Origin of the sequence: Cyanobacterium sp. Dongsha4 (assembly GCF_036345015.1) — a bacterium.
Classification (GTDB): Bacteria; Cyanobacteriota; Cyanobacteriia; order Cyanobacteriales; family Cyanobacteriaceae; genus PCC-10605.
Genome location: NZ_CP084098.1, coordinates 62,534 through 85,653, shown reverse-complemented (window position 1 = coordinate 85,653; position 23,120 = coordinate 62,534). Strand labels below are relative to the sequence as shown.

The window sequence follows — 23,120 nt, the reverse complement described above, 5'->3', positions numbered from 1 at the left end:
AATTAAAAAATATAATTACTTATTATGCTTCGTCGTCGAAATCAAACTTGGATACAAAAAAAATCTCGTCTTATCATAGGTGCGATCGCAATTGTGGGCTTAATTTTAACCCTCTATCTCACCATCACCAAATTGACAGGGGGAGAAGTTGCTTGTACAACAGAAGTAACAGAAGCCGCCGCAGGTTGCAGTAGTGTCTTAGACAGTGCCTATGCTTATCCCCTAGACCCTCAAGGGAAAACAGGACCACCATTAAGCATATTTGGCTCATTTGCTTATCTTGTTATGGCAACTTTAGCTCTTTCTCCTCTATTTGTTAATCCAGAGAAAAATAAACAACTCAGGCTTAATTTAGAAAAATGGACATGGTGGGGGATGGCAGTGGGTAGCTTTGCCATGGCGACTTTTAGTGCCTATCTAATGTATGTATTAGCCTTTGAACTGCAAATGGTTTGTTACTATTGCATCGGTTCGGCTCTATTTTCTTTAAGTTTATTAACTTTGACCATTATTGGAAACGATTGGGAAGACATGGGACAAATTATTTTTACAGGAGTTGCGATCGCACTTATCACCCTAGTAAGTGCAGTGGGAGTATATGCCAATGTGAATGTTGACGTTGCCACCAATGAACCAGCGACGGAAATATCTCAAAATGGAAAAATTATCACTCCTAAGCCCACAGTAGAACCAAAACCTCCCATTGGTTGGGAAATTACCACCACATCAGGAGAATCAGAAATTGCTTTGGCAGACCATTTAGCCGAATCTGATGCCGTCATGTACTCCGCTTATTGGTGTCCTCACTGCTACGATCAAAAACAGCTATTTGGCAAAGAAGCCTTTAATAACCATCTCAAAAAAATAGAATGCGCTCCCGATGGCTTAAAAGGAGAACCACAAAAATGCGTTGACGCAAATATTAGAGCCTTTCCCACATGGATTATTCAAGGTCAAGTATATGAAGGAGTACAATCCTTAGAAAAATTAGCAGAATTAACAGGTTATACGGGGGAACAAAACTTTAAATATACTCTCAGATAAACTTTAATTTAGGTTGAAGCAAGAGCCGTTAGCAATTAGTCATTAGCAATCTAGCAATCAAAAAAAGGCAATGGGCAACGATGCACAGGGCAAAGGTAATTAATAACTGATCTTACGCAAAAATAGAATACATGATTGGTTTTAGGTGTCAGGTTAAAGAGTTGACAAGAAATAGATGTGATGTTCATTCATTGATTTTCTTCTTTATTCTTGTACAAGAGTCTATTGAAGCATGGGCGTACAAGGGCATCAATGAGCGACACTTGAAGCGTTTATGTAAGAATCTTGATATTTGGAATCAATGTTTGAGATTCTTAAATCTGTTACCTGCTACCTGAAACCTCCTTATAACTTAACATTTGAATTAGTGCGTAACGTCAGTTAATAATCAGTTATTAGTCACTTCAGCACTTTAAGAATTGGTTTCCCACTAACACCCCAACATCCTAAACCTTCCCGATGATTTATATAAGTTTTAGCTTAAAAGAATTTTAAAATCTCTTTATAGAGTAAAATTAATCTAGTAGTTAAACACAATACTAGAAACTATTATTAATATATTATTGATAGTCATTAACTGATATTTTCCAAGTAAGGTGTTTGAAAAATAAACTCAAGAAATTCAACACATTCTCAAGTAGATTTCTTCCTATGAATAATACCCTCACCACCACAATCTTAATTGTCGAAGATGAACTGATTGCCGCCGAAAGCCTAGCCTTAGATTTAAAGAAATTAGGCTATCACATAAATGCAGTAGTTAACAGTGGTGAAAAAGCAATTTCTCAGGTAGAAAAATCTCCTCCTGATTTAATTTTGATGGATATTATGTTAAAAGGAGAAATGGACGGTATTACTGCGGCACAGCAGATTTATCATCAATGGAAAATACCGATTATTTATTTGAGTGCCTATGCTGATACCAATACCTTACAAAGAGCAAAAGCAACTCCTGTTTATGGTTATTTAGTAAAGCCTTACAAAATTGCTGATATTAGCACTACTATTAGTATGGCGTTGGCTAAATATAGTGAAGATAAGCATACAGAAGAAGAATTGTGTGCCGAAAAAAAAATTAATGAATTAAAAAGTCGGGCTCTTGCTACCGCTTCCCATGACCTGCGTACACCTTTGACTAACATTCTTGGCTATACTGAGTTAATTCGAGATTATGGCGATCGCATCTCACCTGATAAAAAAGAAAGATATTTTAACTTTATTAAGTCTGCGGTGGGTAAAATGAAAGACTCTCTTGAAGACTTATTGTTAATTAGTCGGGCAGAAGAAGGCAAAGTAACCCTTTATCCGCAAAAATTTAACCTTGTGGAATATCTTGAAATATTGGTAGAAGAATATAAAAATCTCTCCGATGAACACCAAATCAAACTATGCACCAATGATAATCAATATGAAGTTTGTTTAGACCAAAAAATACTCAACCACATCTTACACAATCTTTTATCCAATGCCATCAAATATTCTCCCCAAGGAGGAGAAGTCCGTTTAAAGTTAGATAAAAATGAAGAAGAAATTATTTTAGAAATTGAAGATGACGGAATTGGCATTCCCGAAGACTATCAAGAAAAACTATTTCACCTTTTTGAGAGAGGCAATAATGTTGGTAACATTAAAGGTAATGGCTTAGGATTATCCATCGTAAAAAAAGCCGTTGAGTTATGTCAAGGAACTATCTTTGTGGAAAGCGAAGAAAACAAGGGTAGCAAGTTCACCGTAGTTTTGCCAAGACTATCCTCGCAATCCCCACTACACTAGGATGGAAAATTAACCACGTGGGTTTATTCACTTAGATTGGTTTAGTTAACGGAGAGAGAGGGATTCGAACCCTCGATGGAGCTTATGACCCCATAACTTCTTAGCAGGAAGCCGCTTTCAACCGCTCAGCCATCTCTCCTAGACGGCACTTACAGATTATAGCAAAAAACTTCTAGTTTTGACAAGGCAAAATTCAAGATAACCTGAGTTCAAGGTTAGGAGTTAAGAGTAATGAGAATTACTATATGATCACAAAATGCGATCAAAATCTACCTCCGTTTTATTTAAAGGCTTAAGAGTATCCTGATTAACAGATTCGAGTCTTCCTTCTTCTAAGCGCCAACAGTTATCGGCAATATCAATTAAATCACTAGCATCATGGGTGACAATCAAAAGTGTCCAATGTTCTTTTAAACGAGATAACAAACTGACTAATTGTCTTTTCATCAACCAATCTAGCCCCGCAGTGGGTTCATCCAGCAATAAAATATTTGGTTGTCTAATTAATTGTACCGCTAAAGATAATCTTCTTTGCTGTCCTCCACTTAAGGCATGGGGGGGAGTATCGTAACTAATTTGCTCCAATCCCACTTCTGTAAGAGTTTCCTTGATACGGGTGGCACTCAATTCAGGATGACCTAATCTTAACTCCTCAAGCACCGTTGCACCACAAAAATGTCTTTCGGGAAACTGAAAAACAATACCACTTAACTGTTGTAAATCGTCAGAAGTTAATTCTTGGGTACGCCATAAAATTTGCCCACTGGTTTTTTCTGCCAATCCAGCTAAAATTTCTAGTAAGGTTGTTTTCCCTGAACCACTAACCCCAATGATTAACCCCAATTTTTGAGGGGGAAGGGTAATATTTATATCTTGAATTATGGGATGAGGGATAGCGGCAGGATGATAGGAAACATTTTTTAAATAAAGCATATTAGGAGGTTCGGAGTTCGGGGTTCGGGGTTCGGGGTTATAGGGGATTGGGATATTGGGTTGATTAGGGGGAAACAAGTAATGAGTTAGGAGTTAGGGGTTTTATAAAAGTAGGGGAGTGGGGAGTAGGGAGTAGGGAGAATTAAAAATTCAGAAATTTTCTAACATCTAACACCTGAAACCTGAAACCTGAAACCTGTCACCTTTTAATTATCAACTATTCACTATTCACTAATTGCCTTTTGCTCTTTACCTTTTGAGATTCATGTTATTTATGATGTCCTTCTGCGATCGCACGACTGCAACACCAATCGGTGGGTAAAGTGGAAGGCCAACCCATTTCAATGGCTTCTTTACAAATAGTCATAACCGTTAACTGACAATCTATTAGCTGGAAATCCTCTTTCTGACATTGTTTAAGACTATGTTTTAAAATGGAGTCATCTTGAAATTCGATGGTTTTATTACACTGAATACAAACAATGTGATGATGGTGGTGGGGATAAGGATGATTTAATTCATAGTGTTTATGACCCTCGGCTAGTTCTAACTCTCTTAAAACTCTCATTTTTGTCATCAACTTTACACTACGGTAAATAGTCGATAAGCTAATGTTTTCCCCCGACTCTGTAAGCATTTGATGTAATTCTTCGGCACTGAGATGATTTCCTTGGGGCAAGTTTTGAAATACTTCAAGGATTTTTTCCCTTTGAGGTGTCATGCGCCAACCTCTGGAGTTAAGTTTTTTCTTGATGGAAGCCGTAATATCTGGGGACATAACTAACTTGAATCGTGACGATGGTTTTGTTATATGATACTTTTCTTTGGGGCTTATTTGCAACTATTCACGACTAATTGAGAATAAACTTATGGTTTTAATCATGAAAAGAAGTTCTATGATTTATAATTATTTACATAACTTAATAAAAAATTAAGATACTAGCAATTATGACCACCATTAATCCAATTCATAACGTAGAAGCGATCGCAGGTAATTATTGGCGGTGGCGTGGACAAGATATATATTATGTACAAGGGGGAGAAAGTAACGAAAAACCCCCTTTATTATTAGTACATGGTTTCGGTGCATCAACAGATCATTGGCGTAAAAACATTTATCAGTTAAAAAAAGATTTTCAGGTATGGGCGATCGACCTTTTGGGTTTTGGTAGATCTGGTAAACCTGCTTGGGAATATAGTGGTTTGCTATGGCAGGAACAATTAAACGATTTTGTTACAGAAGTTATTAAAAAGCCAACGGTGATAGCAGGAAATTCCCTCGGAGGTTATGCCTGTTTGTGTGTGGCGGCAAATTCACCTGAAAATATTGCAGGAGTAATACTTTTAAATAGTGCTGGTCCTTTTTCTGACAGCATCAAAAAGAGTCCGAATTTAACACAAAAAATTAGTAGTTGGGTACTAAAACAGCCTTTAATTACTTATTTTCTGTTTCAAAGACTGCGCAATAAGAAAAATATCCGCAAAACTTTGGAGAAAGTCTATTTTGATACCACTGCCATCACAGATCAACTGGTAGAAGATATTTATCGCCCTTCTTGTGATGAGGGGGCATTACAGGTATTTGCTTCGGTTTTTCGTAGTCCTCAAGGGGAAAAAGTCGATGGCCTCTTAGAAAAAATGCAGTGTCCATTACTCAACATTTGGGGAGATAAAGACCCTTGGATGCGTGTATCCGAAAGAAGCGGAAAGTTCGTACAGCATTATGATAACCTGACACAAATTCATCTCAATGCAGGTCATTGTCCCCATGATGAAGTACCAGAAGAAGTTAATTCTTTGATCACTTCATGGGTTAATGAAACGATTTTACCTGAGTTCAATATGAAATCGTCGGTTAAGGTAGGCAAAGGGCAACAGGCAACAGGCCACAGTGCTTTTCATGGATAGAAACTGAGTTCAAATTAATTTTAAATAAATTTTTGGCGTTGTTGAACTAAGCTATGGTTTTTGGTTTAGATGGAGAATGGAGACTCTTGCAATCATCAATGCTAATAATATTTTGACTGCTAGATACTTGGAACAATTAAACAATGTTTTATATCAACATTAAACAATACCTAGAACTCTAAAAACCAAAACTCTTCTTTTAATTCCCTTGCCATAAGATTCTGTACTGCTTCTTGAGGGGTGATTTTTCCTTTCAGCAATAAATAAACTTGGTAGGAAATAGGTACGGGAATTTTTTGTTGGTGGGCTAATTTAATCAATACCGTAGCGGTGTTGACTCCTTCGGCTGTACCCTCTAAATCTTCCATAATTTCCTCAAGGGATTTTCCTTGGGCTAAACCTGCTCCTACTTGGTAATTTCGGGATAAAGGACTGTCACAGGTGGCGAGTAAATCTCCTAAACCAGATAAACCAAAAAAGGTTTCCACCGATGCCCCTAAATGAGTTCCTACCCTAATCATTTCTGGTAATGCCCTAGTTAATAAAGCGGCTTTGGCATTTGTACCTAATTCTAAACCATCACATACCCCAGATGCGATCGCCATCACATTTTTTAATGTTCCTCCTAATTCTGTACCAATGGGGTCATTATTGACATATACTCGAAAAATATCCGATGCGAACATAGCTTGAACTAACTCAGCAGATTCGGTACGAATACTAGATACTACTGTAGCCGCAGGTAAGCCTCTTTTTATTTCTTTTGATAAATTAGGTCCACATAAAACAATTATGGGATGATCAGGAAAAGCCTCTTGTAGAATTTGGGAAGGAGTTTTAGTTGTCTCAAAATCTAACCCTTTTGTTGCCGTCACAATCAAAGCATCATCCTTCATCTTGATTTGCTTTAACTGTTCTATTATTGGTCTAACACCTTTCATGGAGACTGCTGAAATAATAATATCTGTATCCACAATCACTGATTCTAATGATTGAGATGATTTACGACTCCAGAGAGTGTAACTATGATTTGCTCTATCTAATAAATATGCTAGGGTAGTACCCCATGCACCAGAACCGATAATGGTAATTTTAGGATTTTGAGTCATTGTTTGAGCCTGATTTAATCGCTAAATGTTCTGTTATTTTACAGTAGTTTTCAGAAGTTTTCCCGTCCTTAAACTAGCCGCAACATTCTATGAAAGTGCCTTTACCTCAGTTGGGCGACATTATATCGAATGAAAACATTTGTAGGATTTAAAAGATACAATAGATAGCACGAATTATAAACATTACTAATAAGATAATGCGATCGCACCAATAGCAGGGATACGTAACCATAGTGTCTATTACATCCATGCAGACCCCGTTCTAATAAGGGAATAAAGTTTTATGGCGTTGCTGAATTAAGATATGATTAGCAGATAAGGCGATCGCCAAGGGATGGGAACATCTTTAAATTTTAGGTAGTAAATTAATAACGAAATGGGGTATTTTAACATTTCCATAGACTTTGAGTAGCAAAGAGTTTTTCGGTGTCGTCAAGCAAAATAATGTCTTAATCTTGTATTTTCTCCTTCTACCCTTGTCATACAAGTTTTACAGATAATTTGATTTTCATCGACAATAAAACTAGGATAAACTTTTCACCCATCGGTTACATAAAAGTAACAATCCCATTTTTTGACTTTTTCCCACAAAGGTGTGAATCTTTCTCCATTTCTATCTCCTATAACCCATTCCGAAATACCTTGCTTAAAAAGAAAGAGAACAATTTGAATTTTAATTTTTAATACGGAAATAGGGGTTCAAGTTTAATTTTCCTTTTTTATTTTGTTGTTAAGGGTATTGTAAAGCACTTTCTCTAGGCAAATCGATTAGGAGAAGTAGCAGAGTTTATCAAGTTACTCAAATTTTGTCTAATTGCCGACTGTAACTTGTCACAATAAATTTCCTTACTTTGTTGATATTGGTCGGGTTCATCTACAAAAATAACACTATCAACCCCTTTCATTGTAAACATTTGAAAAAGTATTTGACTAACAGGAACTTGTTGAGCGACAATATCGGGATTTTCAATTTTACTGTCGGGGAATTGTGCGGCGGATTGAACACTAGGAAAAGCGTAAATTACTTTCTTTTCTAACTCTGGATGTTGATCACTACCTAATATTGTTAATACTAAATTATTATCTAAAGTCTGTCTTAAATAATATTCTCGATGACCTAATTGTTGAGCAAAAGCATTAATAATAGGAATTACCCCATTTTCCATAATAACCGCAGGGACACCATGATTAGGGGCTTCTTGGATCAAGTTTTGTAGTTGCTGATCTAAGTTCATAATATCTAATTTAATTCTTTAATTTCATTCTATAACGATTTTTTGGTTAAGTGAACCTAAGTTATAAATTAGGGAGCTAGAAGATTTTTACCCATTCTTTTCTTCGCATAAACATTGGCAACTTCTGGCATCCAATTTTGGAAATGTTCAAAAATTAATTCCGCTAAATTTCTAATTTCTGGCTGTGCATCTTTTGGTAAACGCAAATCACAGAAGTGTAGTAAACTACGGGCATTAAAACTAACGACAAAATGTTGTCGGAGATTCTGAGTTAATAAATCCCTTGCGTGTTCGGGAGCGTAACCTTGCTGATTTACTTTTTCAGCATAATACAAGACCGCTTTTTGAGTAAATAAAATATCTTGATTACGGGCTTCTGGGGAGTAAAAATATTTATTTCCCTCTCGATCAAAATAATGAGCTACACCACGAAAATAAAAGACTTTTTCGATTAAACTTAAAGCATCTTCTGGAGTTTCTTCTATTTGTTGAGCAAGACGTAAAATTCTCTTACAAGTATATCTTTGAGACTGACAGTCAAAAGACACACCAACTCTATGGGTTCTGGCTTGAACCATGACAGAATGGGGAAAATTGATAACATTAAAGGTGATAGATGGATGTTCAAGAATACCCCAATGGGATTTATTTACACAGTTTCTGACGATTCTATCTCCTAATTCTGCTTCTGAATAACTAGCTAATTTAGACATCTCACCATAAACAAAGTCCTCGCTATAGTCTTGGTGCATAGCTAGATAGCAAAGTAAATTGGGGCGATCGCACTTACTTAATACTTCAACTGCAAATAAAGGATCTAACATTTCCAAATTATCGATCATCTCCATCTCCTTGTAAGGTTTGATTTGCTTTTCTGGCTTGTAGTTTTTTAATGTTATTTTCGATTACTTGTTGAGGATCTAAACCTAACTCATCGCATAATCTTGCCCAATACCACATCACATCCCCTAATTCTTTTTCTAATTTTTCTTTAGCAGTATCCAAATTTTGATCCTTTCTAATATATTTTTTCACCACACCACTGACTTCCCCCGCCTCACTGGCTAAACCGAGGGTCAGATATTCTAAAAAAGTTTCTGGTGGATATATAGCAGTTTCTCTTGTTTTTAATGTATATTCGTTTAAATTCATCTATATAACTTATATTAAGCGAGTTTACGTCTGACGTAGAATTAATTATTGTTAAGGTAGGGCAAAGGGCAAAGGTAAATAATTAATAATTAAAAATTAAAAACCCCCAAATTCCTGTACGGGCGAATAGCCATTAGCCCCTAACTAACTCCGTTCACGACTGAAAGGAGTGTACGAGCATAGAGAACTCTCATTACTTGTTCCCCCCTAAAACCCGAATACCTCAACACTCTGACACCTGCAACCTGAAACCTCTTTCCTAACTGCGAGGAAAACGACGACGTTGTAGAAATTCAGGGATGTCCAATCCAGAAGATATACTTTGAGGATCGGTTTCAGGGGAGTTATTAGCGGTTTCCTTGTTTTCTGAGGTAGGAGAATCTAAGTTTGGTGGTGATGCGATAGTTTTAGTACGGTCAGGATTATTTTTTTTCTCTCCTGAAAAACCAGTAGCAATCACTGTTACTCTTACTTCTCCTTGCATTTTCTCATCAATCACAGCCCCAAAAATAATATTAGCATTGGGATCGACAATTTCATAAATAGTCTCGGCGGCGGCATTTACTTCGTGTAGGGTTAAATCTTTTCCCCCAGTAATATTTAAAACCACCCCTGTCGCCCCTTCGATGGAAGACTCAATTAGTGGAGAAGAAATAGCTGCGATCGCGCCTTCTTTTGCCCTTGATTTACCTGAGCCAATACCAATACCCATTAAAGCTGATCCTGCATCTGCCATAACTGCCCTAACATCGGCAAAATCGACGTTGACTAAGCCCGGTATGGTAATAATATCGGAAATGCCTTGTACTCCTTGACGTAAAGTATCATCAGCCATGCGGAAAGATTCTTGCAGGGGAGTTTCGGGAGGAATAACTGCCAATAACTGATTATTAGGAATGACAATAAGAGTATCAACTTTACTTTCTAAAGCTCTAATACCCTCTTCTGCCTGATTGGTTCGACGACGACCCTCAAACGTAAAAGGACGAGTTACAACCCCCACCGTCAAACAGCCCATATCCTTAGCAATTTCTGCCACAATTGGCGCCGCACCTGTCCCTGTACCGCCCCCCATACCAGCAGTAATAAACACTAAATCGGTATTTTCAAGGGCTTTTGCTATTTCGTCCCGAGATTCTTCTGCCGCCTTTTGACCAATGGCAGGATTACCACCTGCCCCTAAACCTCTGGTTAATTTTTGCCCAATCTGTAAACAATAAGTAGTCATGGACTGAGCTAAGGCTTGAGCGTCTGTATTTATTTGCCAGAAATCAACCCCCACCACACTACTTTGGATCATCCTATTGACGGCATTACAACCGCCTCCGCCAACTCCTATTACTTTTATTTTTGCGATATTACTAGGAATAATGGAATTAGAATTCATATTTAAATCAAGAGACTCATCTTTTGGTCGCATTTTTTTCCCTGCATTGGGGTGAGTGTGACTACCATTAGGGGACTTTATTTTCGGAGTAGATTCTATAGATTGTTTGGCTCGGTTGAAATCAGGTTCGTTCATGGCTAATAAAATAAAGACGGCATTACCCTTCAGTATAAAATTAAAATAATAGAAGATAATCTAGTAAGTATCATTAATTTTAAGAATCTAGCCCTTTAATATTGCGTCAAAGGGTGACAGGAAAAAATTTTTCCCTGCAGAAAACTAATATAATTGTTTAGATAATTATACTCAGCAAGATTATAACTTAAGTCGTTCTCTTTTTCAGAAAACTTTATATAAATTTGGGTCTATGTATTCAAATATATTTAACTATAAAATCAAATCTTCAAACTGTCTTTACCCAATACTCTTACTGAACAACAGAAATTAAACTGTCAAAACTAGAAAAACTTTAAGTTAAAATTTTAGGCAAATTGCTTTATTTTAAGGCTTTATCATGGTATGAGTTATGAGTTTTGTTTTTGTGAATCGTTTTAGTTCTATTTACAGGTTTTTCGATGGTTTGAGAGGCAAAAAGCATTCTTTTTTGTGGTCTTTGATTTCCTCTGGGATTTTATCTAGTTTGACGGTGATTAGTAGTGCTTCCTTAGTTTTTGCAGGTGATCCTTTTCGCACGGTTAATCCTCGTAATATCAGCGAGGAAACGGAGTTAGCTTTTAAGGCTTTATTTGAAGAGGGGAATTATGTAGAAGCGAAAGAGTATCTTTCTTTACCGAAAAAGAGCAATTTTAATGATCCTATGGCTTCTGCTTTACGAGCTTCTTTGGCTTATACGGAACAGGATTGGAATAATTTGGATATTTATGCTCAAAAAACTTTGGATTATGCTAAAGCTATCAGTAATGATGATCCTTTGCGTAGCAATCTGTATTTAGCAGTGGGCAATTTTTTAATGGGTGCTAGTGAATATCAAAGTAATGGTGCGATCGCAGCTATTACTAGATTACAAGCTGTTTTTAACTATTTTGACCAAGCGGAAAAAATAGATTCTACCGATCCAGAATTAAACTTAATTAAAGGTTATTTAAACTTATTTTTAGCGGTTAATTTACCTTTTTCTAGTCCTCAACAGGCTATTGCCAATTTACAAACCTATGCTTCTCCCCAGTATCTAGTTAATCGTGGTATCGCTCTTGCTTACAGAGATTTAGGAGATTATGATTTAGCTCTTACATTTGTTAATAAAGCATTAGAAAGTACGCCGTTAAATCCAGAATTATATTACTTAAAAGGTCAAATATTGAGGAAAAAAGGACAAACAGACAATAACATTCTCGTTTTAGAAGAAGCGGTCAAGAATTTTGATATTGCGATCGCCAAAATTGACCAATTACCTTTAGAAGCAGTGCAAAAACCATTACAACGGGAAAAAAGGAAAACCGTAGAAACCATCAATCAATTAAAAATGGTAAGTCAAAATAAATGAAATTGGGGTGTTAGGCGATTGGGGTATTGGGAAGAAGTTAATTAAACACTCTTGCCTCTTGCCCTTTTCCTTATCACTCCCTATGAAATTTAATTTATCCACAACTCAGATTAATGACTAAATCGAGTATCCTGTGGGCTAAAAGAAGTTTAGATGTAGAGGGTATAACCGTTTGTTTTCTTTCTTTGCTGATAAATATTGCTTCATTGGTATCACTTCCAAATCCTGCATTATCCTTATCAATAGGGTTAGTGACGATCGCATCTAACTTTTTGCGTATCAATTTGGACATAGCAGGAGTTACAATATCCTTAGTTTGGGCGGCAAAACCAATCAGTTTTTGAGAAGGCTTTTTGCTTTCTCCTAACTTAGCAACAATATCAGTAACGTATTCTAATTCAATACTTTGAGGTAGCGATTTTTTCCCCAATTTATCAGGAAAATAATGTTTTGGTTTGACATCTGCCACGGCCGCCGCCATCAAAATAATATCAGCTTGAAGAAAATTACTTAACATCGCTTTTTCCATTTGTTGTGCTGTAACCACGGAAATAACTTGAATGGGGGGAGTATATTGCAATAACTCATGACTAACATTTCCCGCAACCAAAGTTACATTCGCCCCACGATAATAACAGGCACAGGCTAGGGCAATTCCCATTTTTCCCGTGGCAGGATTACCAATAAAACGCACATAATCGAGATATTCTCTAGTGCTTCCTGCACTAATTAAGACATTTTTTCCCACTAAATCCCTTTTGCCATTGGTAATAATAACCGATTCAATGGCAGTTAATATTTCTGTTGCTTCTGCCATTCTACCTTGACCATAGCGATCGCAGGCTAGTAAACCAGTATTAGTATGTAAAGAAAAATAACGTTTATCTTCCCCCAACTTTTGCCAGTTGTTTTGTACTGATTTTTGTAGCCACATTTCTGTATTCATGGCAGGGGCAACGATAATCGGACAGGTGGAGGCTAGAACTGTATTGGTAAGAAGATTATCTCCTAAGCCATAAACTAATTTAGCTAGAGTATTAGCCGTCAGAGGGGCAATAATCATCAAATCCGCCCATTCTCCCAAGGCGATGTGTAGGGGACGAGAATGGGTAGGTTGCCAGAAGTCTGCATCAGTATAGGCTTGATGACGGGATAAAGCGGAAACCGTAAGGGGAGTAATAAATTTTTGGGCAGATTCGGTCAAAATTACTTTAACTTTGGCTTCCTTCTTAAACAACTGGGAGATTAACTCACAAACTTTATAAGCCGCTATTCCCCCCCCAATTGCCACCAAAACGTGAATTTTATGTAAACTAGACTTGATACCATCATGATTCGTCATAAGCCTCAATATCCAATAGATAGAGATAGGGTTCAACCAAATCTTGACGATGAAATGCGATCGCTCTCAACAAATGCCAATCTTGTAACCCTTCAAAAGGAGTATTATACTCATCTTGTTCTAATCTTGCCGCAATTTCGGCAACTTGTTCAGGGGTTATCTGAGCAAAATCCTTTTCTTTCAAAGTTAAAGTAGTCATAGATCTTCACCTTCCCTTTTTCTGTCTATAGATAATTTTAACCTTTAAATTACACTTCTATAATTAACCTTTATAAATTGTTAAAAATGTTTATTTGATTAAACCTCAGTTTTATATCGCAATTTTCGTTATGGTGAGGTGCGAAATTTATTGGTATCAGGGAATAGGGAATGGGCAAAGGGCAATGGATAATAGGTAAGCCTCTGAATTATTTTCAAGAACCGAGAAAATAGCATATTAAAAACGAAAAAATCAATTGATTAACTGTTTTTATCAAAATTTATTAACTTTAACTCCTAACTCTGAATGTAAGTATATATGGATATTGAAACTTTAATATTAGCTGGTGGTAAAAGCTCCAGAATGGGGCAAGATAAAGCTCTTTTAAAAATTAATAATAAACCCCTTTTATTGGATACTTATTCTATAGCAAAAGAAATATCAAACCGAGTTTATATCATTACCTATAACATAGAAAAATATAAAGAAATATTACCTTCTGATGTTATTCTTATTTCTGATTCTCAACCCTTTCAAGGGGCTTTAATGGCATTTGCTCAAGGACTAAAGTATGTTAAATCGGAATGGGTTTTTCTCCTTGCTTGTGATTTACCCTGCCTGACTTTAAAAGAAGTAGAATTATGGGTGAGTCAATTATCTAAAATTCCCTCAGAGGTTATGGCTTTTCTTCCACAAAATGAAAAAGGATGGGATTGCCTATGTGGCTTTTATCGTAGTAGCTGTTATTCATCACTGAATATTTATTTACAAACAAATAATCGCTCTTTTCAAAGATGGTTAAATCAAGAAAAAGTTAGACCTATTCAAGTTGAAAACAAACAAGTTTTATTCAATTGTAATACTGCTCAAGATTATCAATCAATAACCTGAGTTCGATATAAGGTAGGCAAAAGGGGAAACCCCTCTGTTTCTAACCTTTTAAGGGGAGAGAGGCAATGGGCAATGGTAAATAATAAATACTTTTTCGTCAACTCCTACTTAGTAGTAAATATATTCATCTTCTCCTGTAGCATAATTATAACGCCATTCTCCATCAGAACCCATACCCTCAAGAATGCTCATGTTAGTTTCGTGCATCATACTCGACATTCTCGACATCATTTCATATTCTGCCATTGTCATATCATTGCCATAGCTTCCTGAGTTTGCTGTGGTTTGGGCATTTTGATAACTAGCAAGAATGTTATTAGTTTGTTGAGTAACTGCTTGTAATCCATTACCAAAAGCAATAGTTTGATTAACTGCATTTTGCATTTGTGCGATCGCACTTTCCATTTGAGATACATTTTGAGTTTGTAATGCCTGTTGCATGGGCATTAAAGTATCAATCCAACTAGCGAAGGTATTTGCCCCTTGTCCATTTAACACAGTCCATTGTTGTACAATGGTTGCATAAGGAGAATTAGCAGGAATCATGGGAGTTAACTGTTGTCCAATTTGATAGGCTTGGTTAAAATTACCAGCAACATTAGTGGCAATAGGAATTAATTGTTGCAATAAAGTATATAATTGTTGTTCATTTTGCATCGTCTCCATTTGTCCTAAACCATTAGCAAATACTGGAATACCCTGAAACGCCGCTCCCATATATTGATTCATTTGGTTATACAACATATCTGCCTGAGTTGCTTGGGCAATTTCCATTATGGAATTATCTCCTGAGACAGGGACATTTTGTGCCTCAACCTTCGGATTAAAAATTAAAGGCGTTGAGGAAAATATACTTAAACAAACAAAAGAAATTAAACGATGGGGGTATAACATTTTCTTTAGCTCCTACTTTTACCCGTAATCTGATTTTAACGGGGAAATATGAAACCAAGATGATAAATTTTATTTCGTAATTAAGCTAAGGCAAAGGGCAAACTCTCCTTTATCCACCCTCGATAACCTTTATCGGTAATGACGTTTTTAGAATGAAATAGCCCGGCCTCCTGCTTTTAATGTACCTAATATACTTTTTAATGCACTTAATATATCAATAATCATTTCAAGAGTGCGATCGCCCCAATTTACTTTTTTATCTAGCTATGCACCAAGACTATTTTGAGTAACTTGATAAACTCTGCTACTTCTCCTAATCGATTTGCCTAGAGAAAGTGCTTCACAATACCCTCAACAACAAAATAAAAAAAGGAAAATTACACTTGAACCCCAATTTCCATATTATAAAGTTATAAAATTAAAATTCAAATTGTTCTCTTTCTTTGTCTTCTTCTTGTTGCTTATTATTCAACCAATAAATATCAGATAAATTATTATTCTGACTCTCTCGAATTGTAGGGGATATTTTCCCACCTAGTAAAGAGTGTAATAATAAATGTTCCTCACTGAGATCAAAAAATTCCTCTATCTTGGCAAAATCCACACTACCGATCGCACATATTCCTAAATTACACTCAAAGGCTTTATTCATAAGCAATTGAACCATTGCACCAGTTTCTATTAAAGCAAAATCACGAGCATATTCTCCATAAAGAGGTGCGATCGCATCCATTTTAGCAATAAAAAATATGGCAAAGGCAGAAGATTGATAAATAGGGCGATTTACCAGTTTTTCATAAGTAGTATCATCTAAATATTCAATGGGAGATAATTGGGTTAAATTATGATTAACTGGGTGATAGTAGTAAATACCTGCATTAATACCCTCTACTCTCTCTGGTTTAATAAATAAATAAGTTTGCACCGGATATAAACTACCAGCCGAAGGATAGAGATATTTAGGATTATTATTGAGTTTGATTTGAGATAAGTGTGTTAAAAACTGACTCAATTCTGTTAGAGAAATAATTTCTTGACTAAATTCCCGAATACTTGCCCTTTGTTGATAATTCCTTAACTCAAGAGTTGATTTAGACAGACAAATAACAGGTTTATTTATATCATTTCTTAAACCATGTTGACGCTCTGTGAATAGTTTACGCTCTTGAGGATCAATAATCAAATCATAATCTTTTTTCTTAGGTTTCTTACGAGGGATTATTCCTTTCAAAGCAGGGTTAAAGCTAACATCTAAAGAGGATTCAATGGGTAATAACTTACTGATGGCGATCGCATTTCCTTCTTGATACAATTGATCTATAGTTGGGCGAAAAGCAAACTCATTATCTAAACGATTAGCAATACGAATCATATCAATGGAAGTTGCACCTAAACTCAACCAATTATCATCAGGTTTAACGGTATCTAAATTAAGAATTTCCGCTACTATTAAAGTAATTTTCTCTACTTGAGGAGACACAGAAGCAAAAAGAGGTGAAGATGTTACCGTTGTTTCTACAGAAGGGATAGGAAGAGAATTGCGATCGATTTTACCGTTACTATTCAAAGGTAACTGCTCTAAAATAATAAAATGGGCAGGTATCATGTAATCAGGCAGTCTTTGAGCTAAAAACTTTCGTATATCATCGGTATTTATGGTTTTAGAAGTCGTTAGATAGGCAATAAGACGTTTTTCTTGCTGTGATTCTCCGATGGAATTTATTACTACCTCTTTTACTTCTGCAATCTGTCTTAAAACTGCTTCAATTTCTCCTAACTCAACTCGATTACCTTGTATTTTGACTTGAAAATCTTTTCTGCCGATAAATTCAATGTTACCATCAGGCAAATATCTACCTAAATCCCCAGTGCGATATAATCTTACTCCAGTTTGAGGATGAGTAATAAAAGAATTTTCTGTTTTGAGCGGATTTTTCCAGTAACCTAAACTCAATCCCATACCACTAATATATAAATCTCCTTCAACCCATATAGGGCAAGGAATTAAGTCTTCATCCAAAACATATACATTTTGATTTTGCATCCCCTTACCATAAGGAATACTTCCCCAAGACTGCTTAATATTATCAATAGGATAAACAATTGACCAAATAGAAGCCTCTGTTGCACCTCCTAAACTAATTATTTGTGCATTAGGTGCTAAAGATTTAATCCTTTGCGGGAGAGTAACAGGTATCCAATCACCACTGAGTAACACTAATCTTAAAGAGGATATTGAAGGAGAAAAAGCACTATCTTCTAAATATTCCTGCATTAAAGTCATTAAAGTAGGCACAGAATTCCATATCGTTATTCTATGTTGTTGAATTAAACTTGCCCAATGAGAAGGATTTTTAGCTTGAGTAGAGTCTGGCAAGACAATTATCCCACCCCCTGCTAAAGTACCAAAAATATCATATACCGATAAATCAAAACTCAATGAAGATAAAGCAAGGATAGAGTCACCTTTTTTGACATTAAATCTTTCATTAACATCTAGGATAGTATTAACAGCTCCCCGATGATCAATCATGACTCCTTTCGGTTGTCCTGTTGAACCAGAAGTATAAATAATATAGGCTAAGTCTGTTACTTGGGGTATTATCTCTGGAGTAAATGGAGTATCGGGATAATCCCACGATTTTACTTCATCGATACAAAGAATATTTCTAGGGGCTTCACCGCTTAAACAAATACTTGAATTGACGGTAGATTGTGTCAAAATAACCTTTACTTCCGCTTCATCTAAAATATACCTGATTCTCTCTGGGGGAAGTTTGCTGTCAATGGGAACATAAGCACCTCCTGCTGTTAATATAGCTAATACTGCCACTATTTGCTCCCAACCTTTTTCCATAATTACTGCTACTAATTGATTTGGTTGTACTTTTAATTTCCCTAAACCATAAGCAACTTTATTGACTAATTGAGATAATTGTTTATAAGTCAGAGTTTTATCCGATGCGATGACGGCAATTTCTTTTCCACAATAGGCAACTTGCTTAGTAAATAATTGATGCAATAGAGTTTCATGGGTAGTAACAACGGGAGGATTTTTTAATGAGGCTAAATCTACAATTAACTGACTTGTAGGTAATATTTTGAGTTTAAGATTTAAGCTATTTTCATGCCAGATATTATCATCATGGATTAATCTTTGTAAGAGATTAAAATAAGCAGTAAACATTCCCTCTAACATTCCCTCTGGGAATAAGTCTTCGACAAAATTCCAACTGAGATTTAATTCACCTTCTGTTTCCACTGCTACATAGTCTAACCAGACTTGCGGTGTTTGTGAGCTACGATATTGTATATCTCCCATCCACATTAAAGGTGTGGTTAAATTTTTTTGATGGCCATGGGGTAAGAAACTGGTAAAAACTATAGGCATTAAGGCTTGGGGGTTGCTATGTTGTTTTTTTGCCAACTCCCTTAATACTTCTACCCCTGTAAATAGATTATGATCTAAGTCTAACCATAATTGTTTCTGAAGTTGTTTTGCTTTACTTAAAAAGTTATCAGATAAATTGTTTTCTACTGCTAATAACACAATGGAGGTAAAATCTCCTACGATTTCATCTATCTGAGAATGAAGGGGGATGCGATCGAAATAGGTTAAATTAATAGTAAACTGAGGGTTTTTATTCCATAATCTTAACACTTCAGCAAAGGCGGTTAAGAGAATAATTGATGGGGTAATATTTTCTTTTGCACCTTTTTGTTTTAGTTTTAACCAACTAGGTTGATCTAATTTATTCTCTACTAATTTAAAATTGGGTTTAATGATAGTTTTAGCTTGTTTGCACAGAGGTAACTCTGGGCGTGGTGGTAGGGTTTCGATACGCTTTAACCAATAGTCTTTTGCCTGTTGATATTGAGAGGAATTTTTTATCTGTTTCAAGGCTAAGACATAATCTCTAAAAGATAATTGCAGTGACGATAATTCCGTTTCTGGATGATGATAGAGTTGGAATAATTCTTGGAATAAAATTCTCATACTCCAACCATCTAAAATAAGAACATCATAACTAATATGAAGTCTGATTTTTCCCTGCCCTAAATTTGTTGCTTTAATTTTAAATAAAGGTGGTTGAGTGCAATTTAATACTTCTGCTTCTAAATGGTGGCGAATCTGAATTAATTTTGATTCTCTTTCTGTTTCTTCTTTGTCACTTAAGTCAACAATCTCTATTTTGTAAGGGGGGATTGTTTTTAAGATTTGCTGACTACCATTATCTAGTATCCTAGCACGAAGCATCTCATGGCGATCGCACAATTTTTGCCATGCCGTTTCAAACTTAGCTAAATCAAAGTCAAGAGTATCTACTTCATAATAACCATGCGCCCCGACATTACCTAACTCAAAATTATAGCTTCTCCCAACCCAATAAGCCTCTTGAATGTCAGTTAAAGGAAAAGGTTGATATTTGTCTTCTAAACGGGGTTGAATCTGAGGTAGAGTTGTTTTATTAACATCAATTAGGGTTTCATCGTTAAGATTATTGAGTTGTTTTTCTAAAATAAGCCTTTGGTGAAGAGATAAATGACTAACAATGTCTAACTTGTTATGGGAGATTATCTCAAATAAAGTGTCGGGAGTTAAGGCAAGAATTTTTTGCTGAGTAATTTTCAGGGCTAATTTTTCAATGGTAGAATTTTCCCATAGATAAGCCAGAGACAAATCGATAGTTAACTCTTTTTTGATTTCATAAACCATTTTCACCGCTAAAAGAGAATGCCCCCCAAGGGCAAAAAAGCTATCTGTAATGGAAATAGATTCTATTTCTAACAATTCTTGCCAAATTTTAACTAAAGTTTCTTCTATGGGAGTGCGAGGAGGGATAAATTTATCTTCTCTATTAGCTTCAATGTCAGGTAATGGTAATGCTTTAACATCAATTTTGCCATTAATAGTTAAAGGAAAAGCATTCATAAACACAAAGGCAAGGGGAATCATGTATTGAGGTAGCTTGTCTGCAAGGAATTGGGTTAATTCCTGTTGCTTTATCTTGTTTTGGTTGTCAGGGATAATATAAGCCGTTAAATATTTATTTTGTTGACTATTTTCTAAGGCGATAACAAGAGAATCTTTGATGTGAGGATGTTGATTAAGATTTCCTTCTATTTCTCCTAATTCAACCCTAAATCCTCTGATTTTGACTTGATTGTCAATTCTGCCAATTAATTCTATGTTTCCATCAGGTAAATAACGACATAAATCCCCTGTTTTGTATAATTTTCCTTCCCCAAAGGGATTATTAATAAATTTTTCGGCGGTTAATTGGGGATTGTTAAAATAACCTTTGGCTAATCCGTCTCCTCCTATATGTAATTCTCCTATTATGCCTATAGGTAACAGTTGTAAATGACTATCTAAAATATAAGTTTTTATATTGGAAATTCCACTACCGATATTTGATTTAATATGACTAGCATTCACTTTAGCTATTGTTGTATCAACCGTGCATTCTGTAGGCCCATAAAGATTATACACCTGTGAATATTTCGCTTTGGTGAGAGACAACCATAAGGATTCGTCGATGGCTTCTCCCCCTACTAGAATATATTTTGGTGCGTTGATGTTGTCTAATAATCCCTCATTAACCAGTAACTTTAATTGAGATGGTGTCGAGTCTAAGACATCTATTCGATGTTGTTGTAAATAAGAAATAAATTCTCGTGGTTGTAAACGAATTTCTTCGGGAATAATATCTAAGGTGTGACCATGCAAAAGTTGAATAACCTGCTTAACAGAAGTATCAAAAGCCAGTGAGCCATTCATACTCACCCTTCGATAACTGTTATCATTTTGATACACTGATTGCTCTAAACCTTTTAAAAGATTGATAATTGAACGATGTGCGATCGCAACTCCCTTTGGTTCTCCTGTTGAGCCAGATGTAAATATTACATAGGCTAATTTTTCAGAATTAACCTGATTCGACAAATTAGATGAAGAATATTGACTGATTTTTGTTGATATTTCATTAATATAAATTGCGTTTATTTGTTCTAAACTAAAATTTTCTAATAAATCTTTTTGACCTAAAATAAAGTTAATTTGATTTTTTTTAAGTATATTTTTGATACGTTGTTGAGGAGATAAAGTGTCAAAAGGAATATAAATTGCACCTAATTTTATTATTGCTAATAACCCTATAATCATCCAGTGCGATCGCTCTAAATAAATAGCAACTTTGTCTTGACTTTTTACCCCCATTTCTTGTAAATAATAAGCTAACTGATTGGCTTTTTCATTTAACTGTTGATAGGTTAGTTTTTCTTCTTTAAAAATAACAGCAATATTATTGGGAGTTTGCTGTACTTGTGCTTCAAATAGTTGATGAATAGATTTATTTTTTGGATAATCAACTTTTTTATTATTCCAATCAATTAATATCTGATTTTTTTCTGCTTCTGTTAAGATGTTTAACTGATATATTTTTTGTTGAGGATTATTAACAATTTCTTGACATAAAGTCTTAATATGACCAATAATTCTTCTGATAGTATCTGCTTCAAAAAAAGTGCGATCGTATCCTATTTTTATGAGTAATTTTTCCCCGCCACAAAACCCTAAAGATAAAGGATAATTGGCTTGTTGTAATAATTGAAATTTTCTCTTTTTCCAACTTTCTCCTTGACTGCGTAATACTTCGTTAAAATCATAATTTTCAAAATTAACTAAACTATTAAATAAATCTATATTTGTCGGAAAATCAATCCATTGCTTAATTTTTGATAGGGGTGTATATTCATATTTTCTCAAGTCTAACCATTGCTTTCTAATTTGTTTTAATAATGCAATAATAGATTCATCAGGATTAACTTTAATTCTTACAGGCAAAGTATTAATAAGTAATCCCACCATTGACTCTGCACCTTCTATCCCATGACGACAAGCCCTAATCGCTCCAAATAAAATATCTTTTTCTCCACTATATCGACTTAGTAATATTCCCCATATTCCTTGACAAATAGTATTAACTGTTATTCCATTATTTTCTGCGAATTTATATAATTTTTTAGTCAGATTTTCTGATAATTTATATTCTTGAATATAACGCTCTTTTTTGATTTTGTTATTATAATTAATCGGTAAAGATGTGGGTGTTGTAAAATTTTGAAGATGCGATCGCCAAAATTTTTGTGCTTGATCTAAATCCTGTCGTTTTAACCAGTTAATATAATTTTCATAAGGTACAGTTTTAGGTAAGTCTAATGTTTGACTTTTACTCAGAGATTCATAAATAGTAAATAATTCCTTTAAAATTATAAAAAAAGAACGACCATCCAATAAAATATGATGAAACGTCCACAACATGGTATAGCTATTTTCTTTCTGTTTAAATAATGCTATTCTCGCTAATGGTGCTTGGTTTAACTCAAATCCTTTTTCTTTATCTTCGGTTAAATATTGCTTAAATTTAGCATTATATTCGGCAACAGATAGCTCTTGATAGTCAAAAAAAAGAAAACTTAACTTCACATCAGAATTAACTATTTGAATTGGTTTTTCTGTTTCTTGCCAAGAAAAACTTGTTCTGAGTAAAGAATGTCTAAGAATAATTTTTTGCCAACTTTTTTCTAGTAGAGAAATATTAATTTCTTCTTCCAAATTTATAACTATTTGTTCGATATATGTCCCCAAATTTTGTTTAAGTAAAGACTCAAATAATATACCTTCTTGCATGGGAGATAACAAATATGAACATTTAATTTGATTAAAATTTTTTAATTTTCTCATGA

At 35.1% G+C, this 23,120-nt stretch carries 16 protein-coding genes, 1 tRNA gene and 1 pseudogene; 5 read left to right on the top strand and 13 right to left on the bottom strand.

Features of this window, described 5'->3' with window-relative positions:
- Positions 1-24 precede the first annotated feature (24 nt).
- Positions 25-1,044, top strand: coding sequence for a vitamin K epoxide reductase family protein (locus Dongsha4_RS00360; RefSeq protein WP_330203823.1), 1,020 nt, complete (start codon positions 25-27; stop codon positions 1,042-1,044).
- A 651-nt stretch (positions 1,045-1,695) separates the two neighbouring features.
- A complete protein-coding gene (locus Dongsha4_RS00355) occupies positions 1,696-2,817 on the top strand; it encodes a hybrid sensor histidine kinase/response regulator (protein ID WP_330203822.1) in 1,122 nt (373 codons plus the stop codon).
- A 49-nt stretch (positions 2,818-2,866) separates the two neighbouring features.
- Here Dongsha4_RS00355 and Dongsha4_RS00350 read toward each other — a convergent pair.
- The 3 genes from Dongsha4_RS00350 to Dongsha4_RS00340 form a co-directional block, all read right to left on the bottom strand.
- Positions 2,867-2,956: transfer RNA gene (locus Dongsha4_RS00350), tRNA-Ser, on the bottom strand.
- Positions 2,957-3,066: 110 nt separating this feature from the next.
- The gene (locus tag Dongsha4_RS00345) at positions 3,067-3,750 is read right to left on the bottom strand and encodes an energy-coupling factor ABC transporter ATP-binding protein (protein WP_330203821.1); all 684 of its coding nucleotides are present in this window, start codon (positions 3,748-3,750) and stop codon (positions 3,067-3,069) included.
- Positions 3,751-4,018: 268 nt separating this feature from the next.
- On the bottom strand, positions 4,019-4,528 hold the full coding sequence (locus Dongsha4_RS00340) for a transcriptional repressor (RefSeq protein ID WP_330203820.1): 510 nt from the start codon (positions 4,526-4,528) through the stop codon (positions 4,019-4,021).
- A 170-nt stretch (positions 4,529-4,698) separates the two neighbouring features.
- On the opposite strand from Dongsha4_RS00340, the gene Dongsha4_RS00335 reads away from it, so the two are divergent.
- Positions 4,699-5,658: an alpha/beta fold hydrolase gene (locus Dongsha4_RS00335; protein ID WP_330203819.1), complete on the top strand. Its 960-nt coding sequence runs from the start codon at positions 4,699-4,701 to the stop codon at positions 5,656-5,658.
- A 170-nt stretch (positions 5,659-5,828) separates the two neighbouring features.
- On the opposite strand, the gene Dongsha4_RS00330 is transcribed toward Dongsha4_RS00335, so the two are convergent.
- The 6 genes and pseudogenes from Dongsha4_RS00330 to ftsZ form a co-directional block, all read right to left on the bottom strand.
- Positions 5,829-6,767, bottom strand: a complete 939-nt coding sequence (locus Dongsha4_RS00330) for an NAD(P)H-dependent glycerol-3-phosphate dehydrogenase (RefSeq protein WP_330203818.1) — start codon at positions 6,765-6,767, stop codon at positions 5,829-5,831.
- Positions 6,768-7,064: 297 nt separating this feature from the next.
- Positions 7,065-7,418 (bottom strand): annotated as a pseudogene (locus Dongsha4_RS00325) (IS1 family transposase); the annotation flags it as partial.
- Positions 7,419-7,522: 104 nt separating this feature from the next.
- Positions 7,523-8,002: a hypothetical protein gene (locus Dongsha4_RS00320; protein WP_330203817.1), complete on the bottom strand. Its 480-nt coding sequence runs from the start codon at positions 8,000-8,002 to the stop codon at positions 7,523-7,525.
- A 68-nt stretch (positions 8,003-8,070) separates the two neighbouring features.
- Positions 8,071-8,844, bottom strand: a complete 774-nt coding sequence (thyX, locus tag Dongsha4_RS00315) for an FAD-dependent thymidylate synthase (RefSeq protein WP_330203816.1) — start codon at positions 8,842-8,844, stop codon at positions 8,071-8,073.
- Positions 8,834-9,154, bottom strand: coding sequence for a nucleoside triphosphate pyrophosphohydrolase family protein (locus Dongsha4_RS00310; RefSeq protein ID WP_330203815.1), 321 nt, complete (start codon positions 9,152-9,154; stop codon positions 8,834-8,836). The genes thyX and Dongsha4_RS00310 overlap by 11 nt, the downstream gene beginning before the upstream one ends.
- 259 nt (positions 9,155-9,413) lie before the next feature.
- Complete coding sequence (ftsZ, locus tag Dongsha4_RS00305; RefSeq protein ID WP_330205474.1) at positions 9,414-10,574, bottom strand: cell division protein FtsZ; 1,161 nt, start codon at positions 10,572-10,574, stop codon at positions 9,414-9,416.
- A 493-nt stretch (positions 10,575-11,067) separates the two neighbouring features.
- Between ftsZ and Dongsha4_RS00300 the strand changes: the two genes are divergently transcribed.
- Complete coding sequence (locus tag Dongsha4_RS00300; RefSeq protein WP_330203814.1) at positions 11,068-12,045, top strand: Sll0314/Alr1548 family TPR repeat-containing protein; 978 nt, start codon at positions 11,068-11,070, stop codon at positions 12,043-12,045.
- Positions 12,046-12,139: 94 nt separating this feature from the next.
- On the opposite strand, the gene coaBC is transcribed toward Dongsha4_RS00300, so the two are convergent.
- Positions 12,140-13,387 (bottom strand): bifunctional phosphopantothenoylcysteine decarboxylase/phosphopantothenate--cysteine ligase CoaBC, encoded by a 1,248-nt coding sequence (gene coaBC / locus Dongsha4_RS00295; RefSeq protein WP_330203813.1) that lies wholly within the window; start codon positions 13,385-13,387, stop codon positions 12,140-12,142.
- Positions 13,374-13,586 carry a protein IsiD gene (gene isiD, locus Dongsha4_RS00290; protein ID WP_330203812.1) on the bottom strand — a complete coding sequence of 71 codons (213 nt, stop codon included), beginning with the start codon at positions 13,584-13,586 and terminating at the stop codon, positions 13,374-13,376. The genes coaBC and isiD overlap by 14 nt, the downstream gene beginning before the upstream one ends.
- A gap of 318 nt (positions 13,587-13,904) precedes the next feature.
- On the opposite strand from isiD, the gene Dongsha4_RS00285 reads away from it, so the two are divergent.
- Positions 13,905-14,477 carry a molybdenum cofactor guanylyltransferase gene (locus Dongsha4_RS00285; RefSeq protein ID WP_330203811.1) on the top strand — a complete coding sequence of 191 codons (573 nt, stop codon included), beginning with the start codon at positions 13,905-13,907 and terminating at the stop codon, positions 14,475-14,477.
- Between the two features lie 108 nt (positions 14,478-14,585).
- On the opposite strand, the gene Dongsha4_RS00280 is transcribed toward Dongsha4_RS00285, so the two are convergent.
- A complete protein-coding gene (locus tag Dongsha4_RS00280) occupies positions 14,586-15,371 on the bottom strand; it encodes a hypothetical protein (RefSeq protein ID WP_330203810.1) in 786 nt (261 codons plus the stop codon).
- Positions 15,372-15,789: 418 nt separating this feature from the next.
- Complete coding sequence (locus Dongsha4_RS00275) at positions 15,790-23,118, bottom strand: amino acid adenylation domain-containing protein (protein ID WP_330203809.1); 7,329 nt, start codon at positions 23,116-23,118, stop codon at positions 15,790-15,792.
- Positions 23,119-23,120: the final 2 nt, after the last annotated feature.

Bases quoted from the DNA above. Each gene is read 5' to 3' on its own strand.
- Dongsha4_RS00360 (WP_330203823.1), top strand. From the start codon at position 25: ATGCTTCGTCGTCGAAATCAAACTTGGATACAAAAAAAATCTCGTCTT.
- Dongsha4_RS00355 (WP_330203822.1), top strand. From the start codon at position 1,696: ATGAATAATACCCTCACCACCACAATCTTAATTGTCGAAGATGAACTG.
- Dongsha4_RS00345 (WP_330203821.1), bottom strand. From the start codon at position 3,750: ATGCTTTATTTAAAAAATGTTTCCTATCATCCTGCCGCTATCCCTCAT.
- Dongsha4_RS00340 (WP_330203820.1), bottom strand. From the start codon at position 4,528: ATGTCCCCAGATATTACGGCTTCCATCAAGAAAAAACTTAACTCCAGA.
- Dongsha4_RS00335 (WP_330203819.1), top strand. From the start codon at position 4,699: ATGACCACCATTAATCCAATTCATAACGTAGAAGCGATCGCAGGTAAT.
- Dongsha4_RS00330 (WP_330203818.1), bottom strand. From the start codon at position 6,767: ATGACTCAAAATCCTAAAATTACCATTATCGGTTCTGGTGCATGGGGT.
- Dongsha4_RS00320 (WP_330203817.1), bottom strand. From the start codon at position 8,002: ATGAACTTAGATCAGCAACTACAAAACTTGATCCAAGAAGCCCCTAAT.
- thyX (WP_330203816.1), bottom strand. From the start codon at position 8,844: ATGATCGATAATTTGGAAATGTTAGATCCTTTATTTGCAGTTGAAGTA.
- Dongsha4_RS00310 (WP_330203815.1), bottom strand. From the start codon at position 9,154: ATGAATTTAAACGAATATACATTAAAAACAAGAGAAACTGCTATATAT.
- ftsZ (WP_330205474.1), bottom strand. From the start codon at position 10,574: ATGCGACCAAAAGATGAGTCTCTTGATTTAAATATGAATTCTAATTCC.
- Dongsha4_RS00300 (WP_330203814.1), top strand. From the start codon at position 11,068: ATGAGTTTTGTTTTTGTGAATCGTTTTAGTTCTATTTACAGGTTTTTC.
- coaBC (WP_330203813.1), bottom strand. From the start codon at position 13,387: ATGACGAATCATGATGGTATCAAGTCTAGTTTACATAAAATTCACGTT.
- isiD (WP_330203812.1), bottom strand. From the start codon at position 13,586: ATGACTACTTTAACTTTGAAAGAAAAGGATTTTGCTCAGATAACCCCT.
- Dongsha4_RS00285 (WP_330203811.1), top strand. From the start codon at position 13,905: ATGGATATTGAAACTTTAATATTAGCTGGTGGTAAAAGCTCCAGAATG.
- Dongsha4_RS00280 (WP_330203810.1), bottom strand. From the start codon at position 15,371: ATGTTATACCCCCATCGTTTAATTTCTTTTGTTTGTTTAAGTATATTT.
- Dongsha4_RS00275 (WP_330203809.1), bottom strand. From the start codon at position 23,118: ATGAGAAAATTAAAAAATTTTAATCAAATTAAATGTTCATATTTGTTA.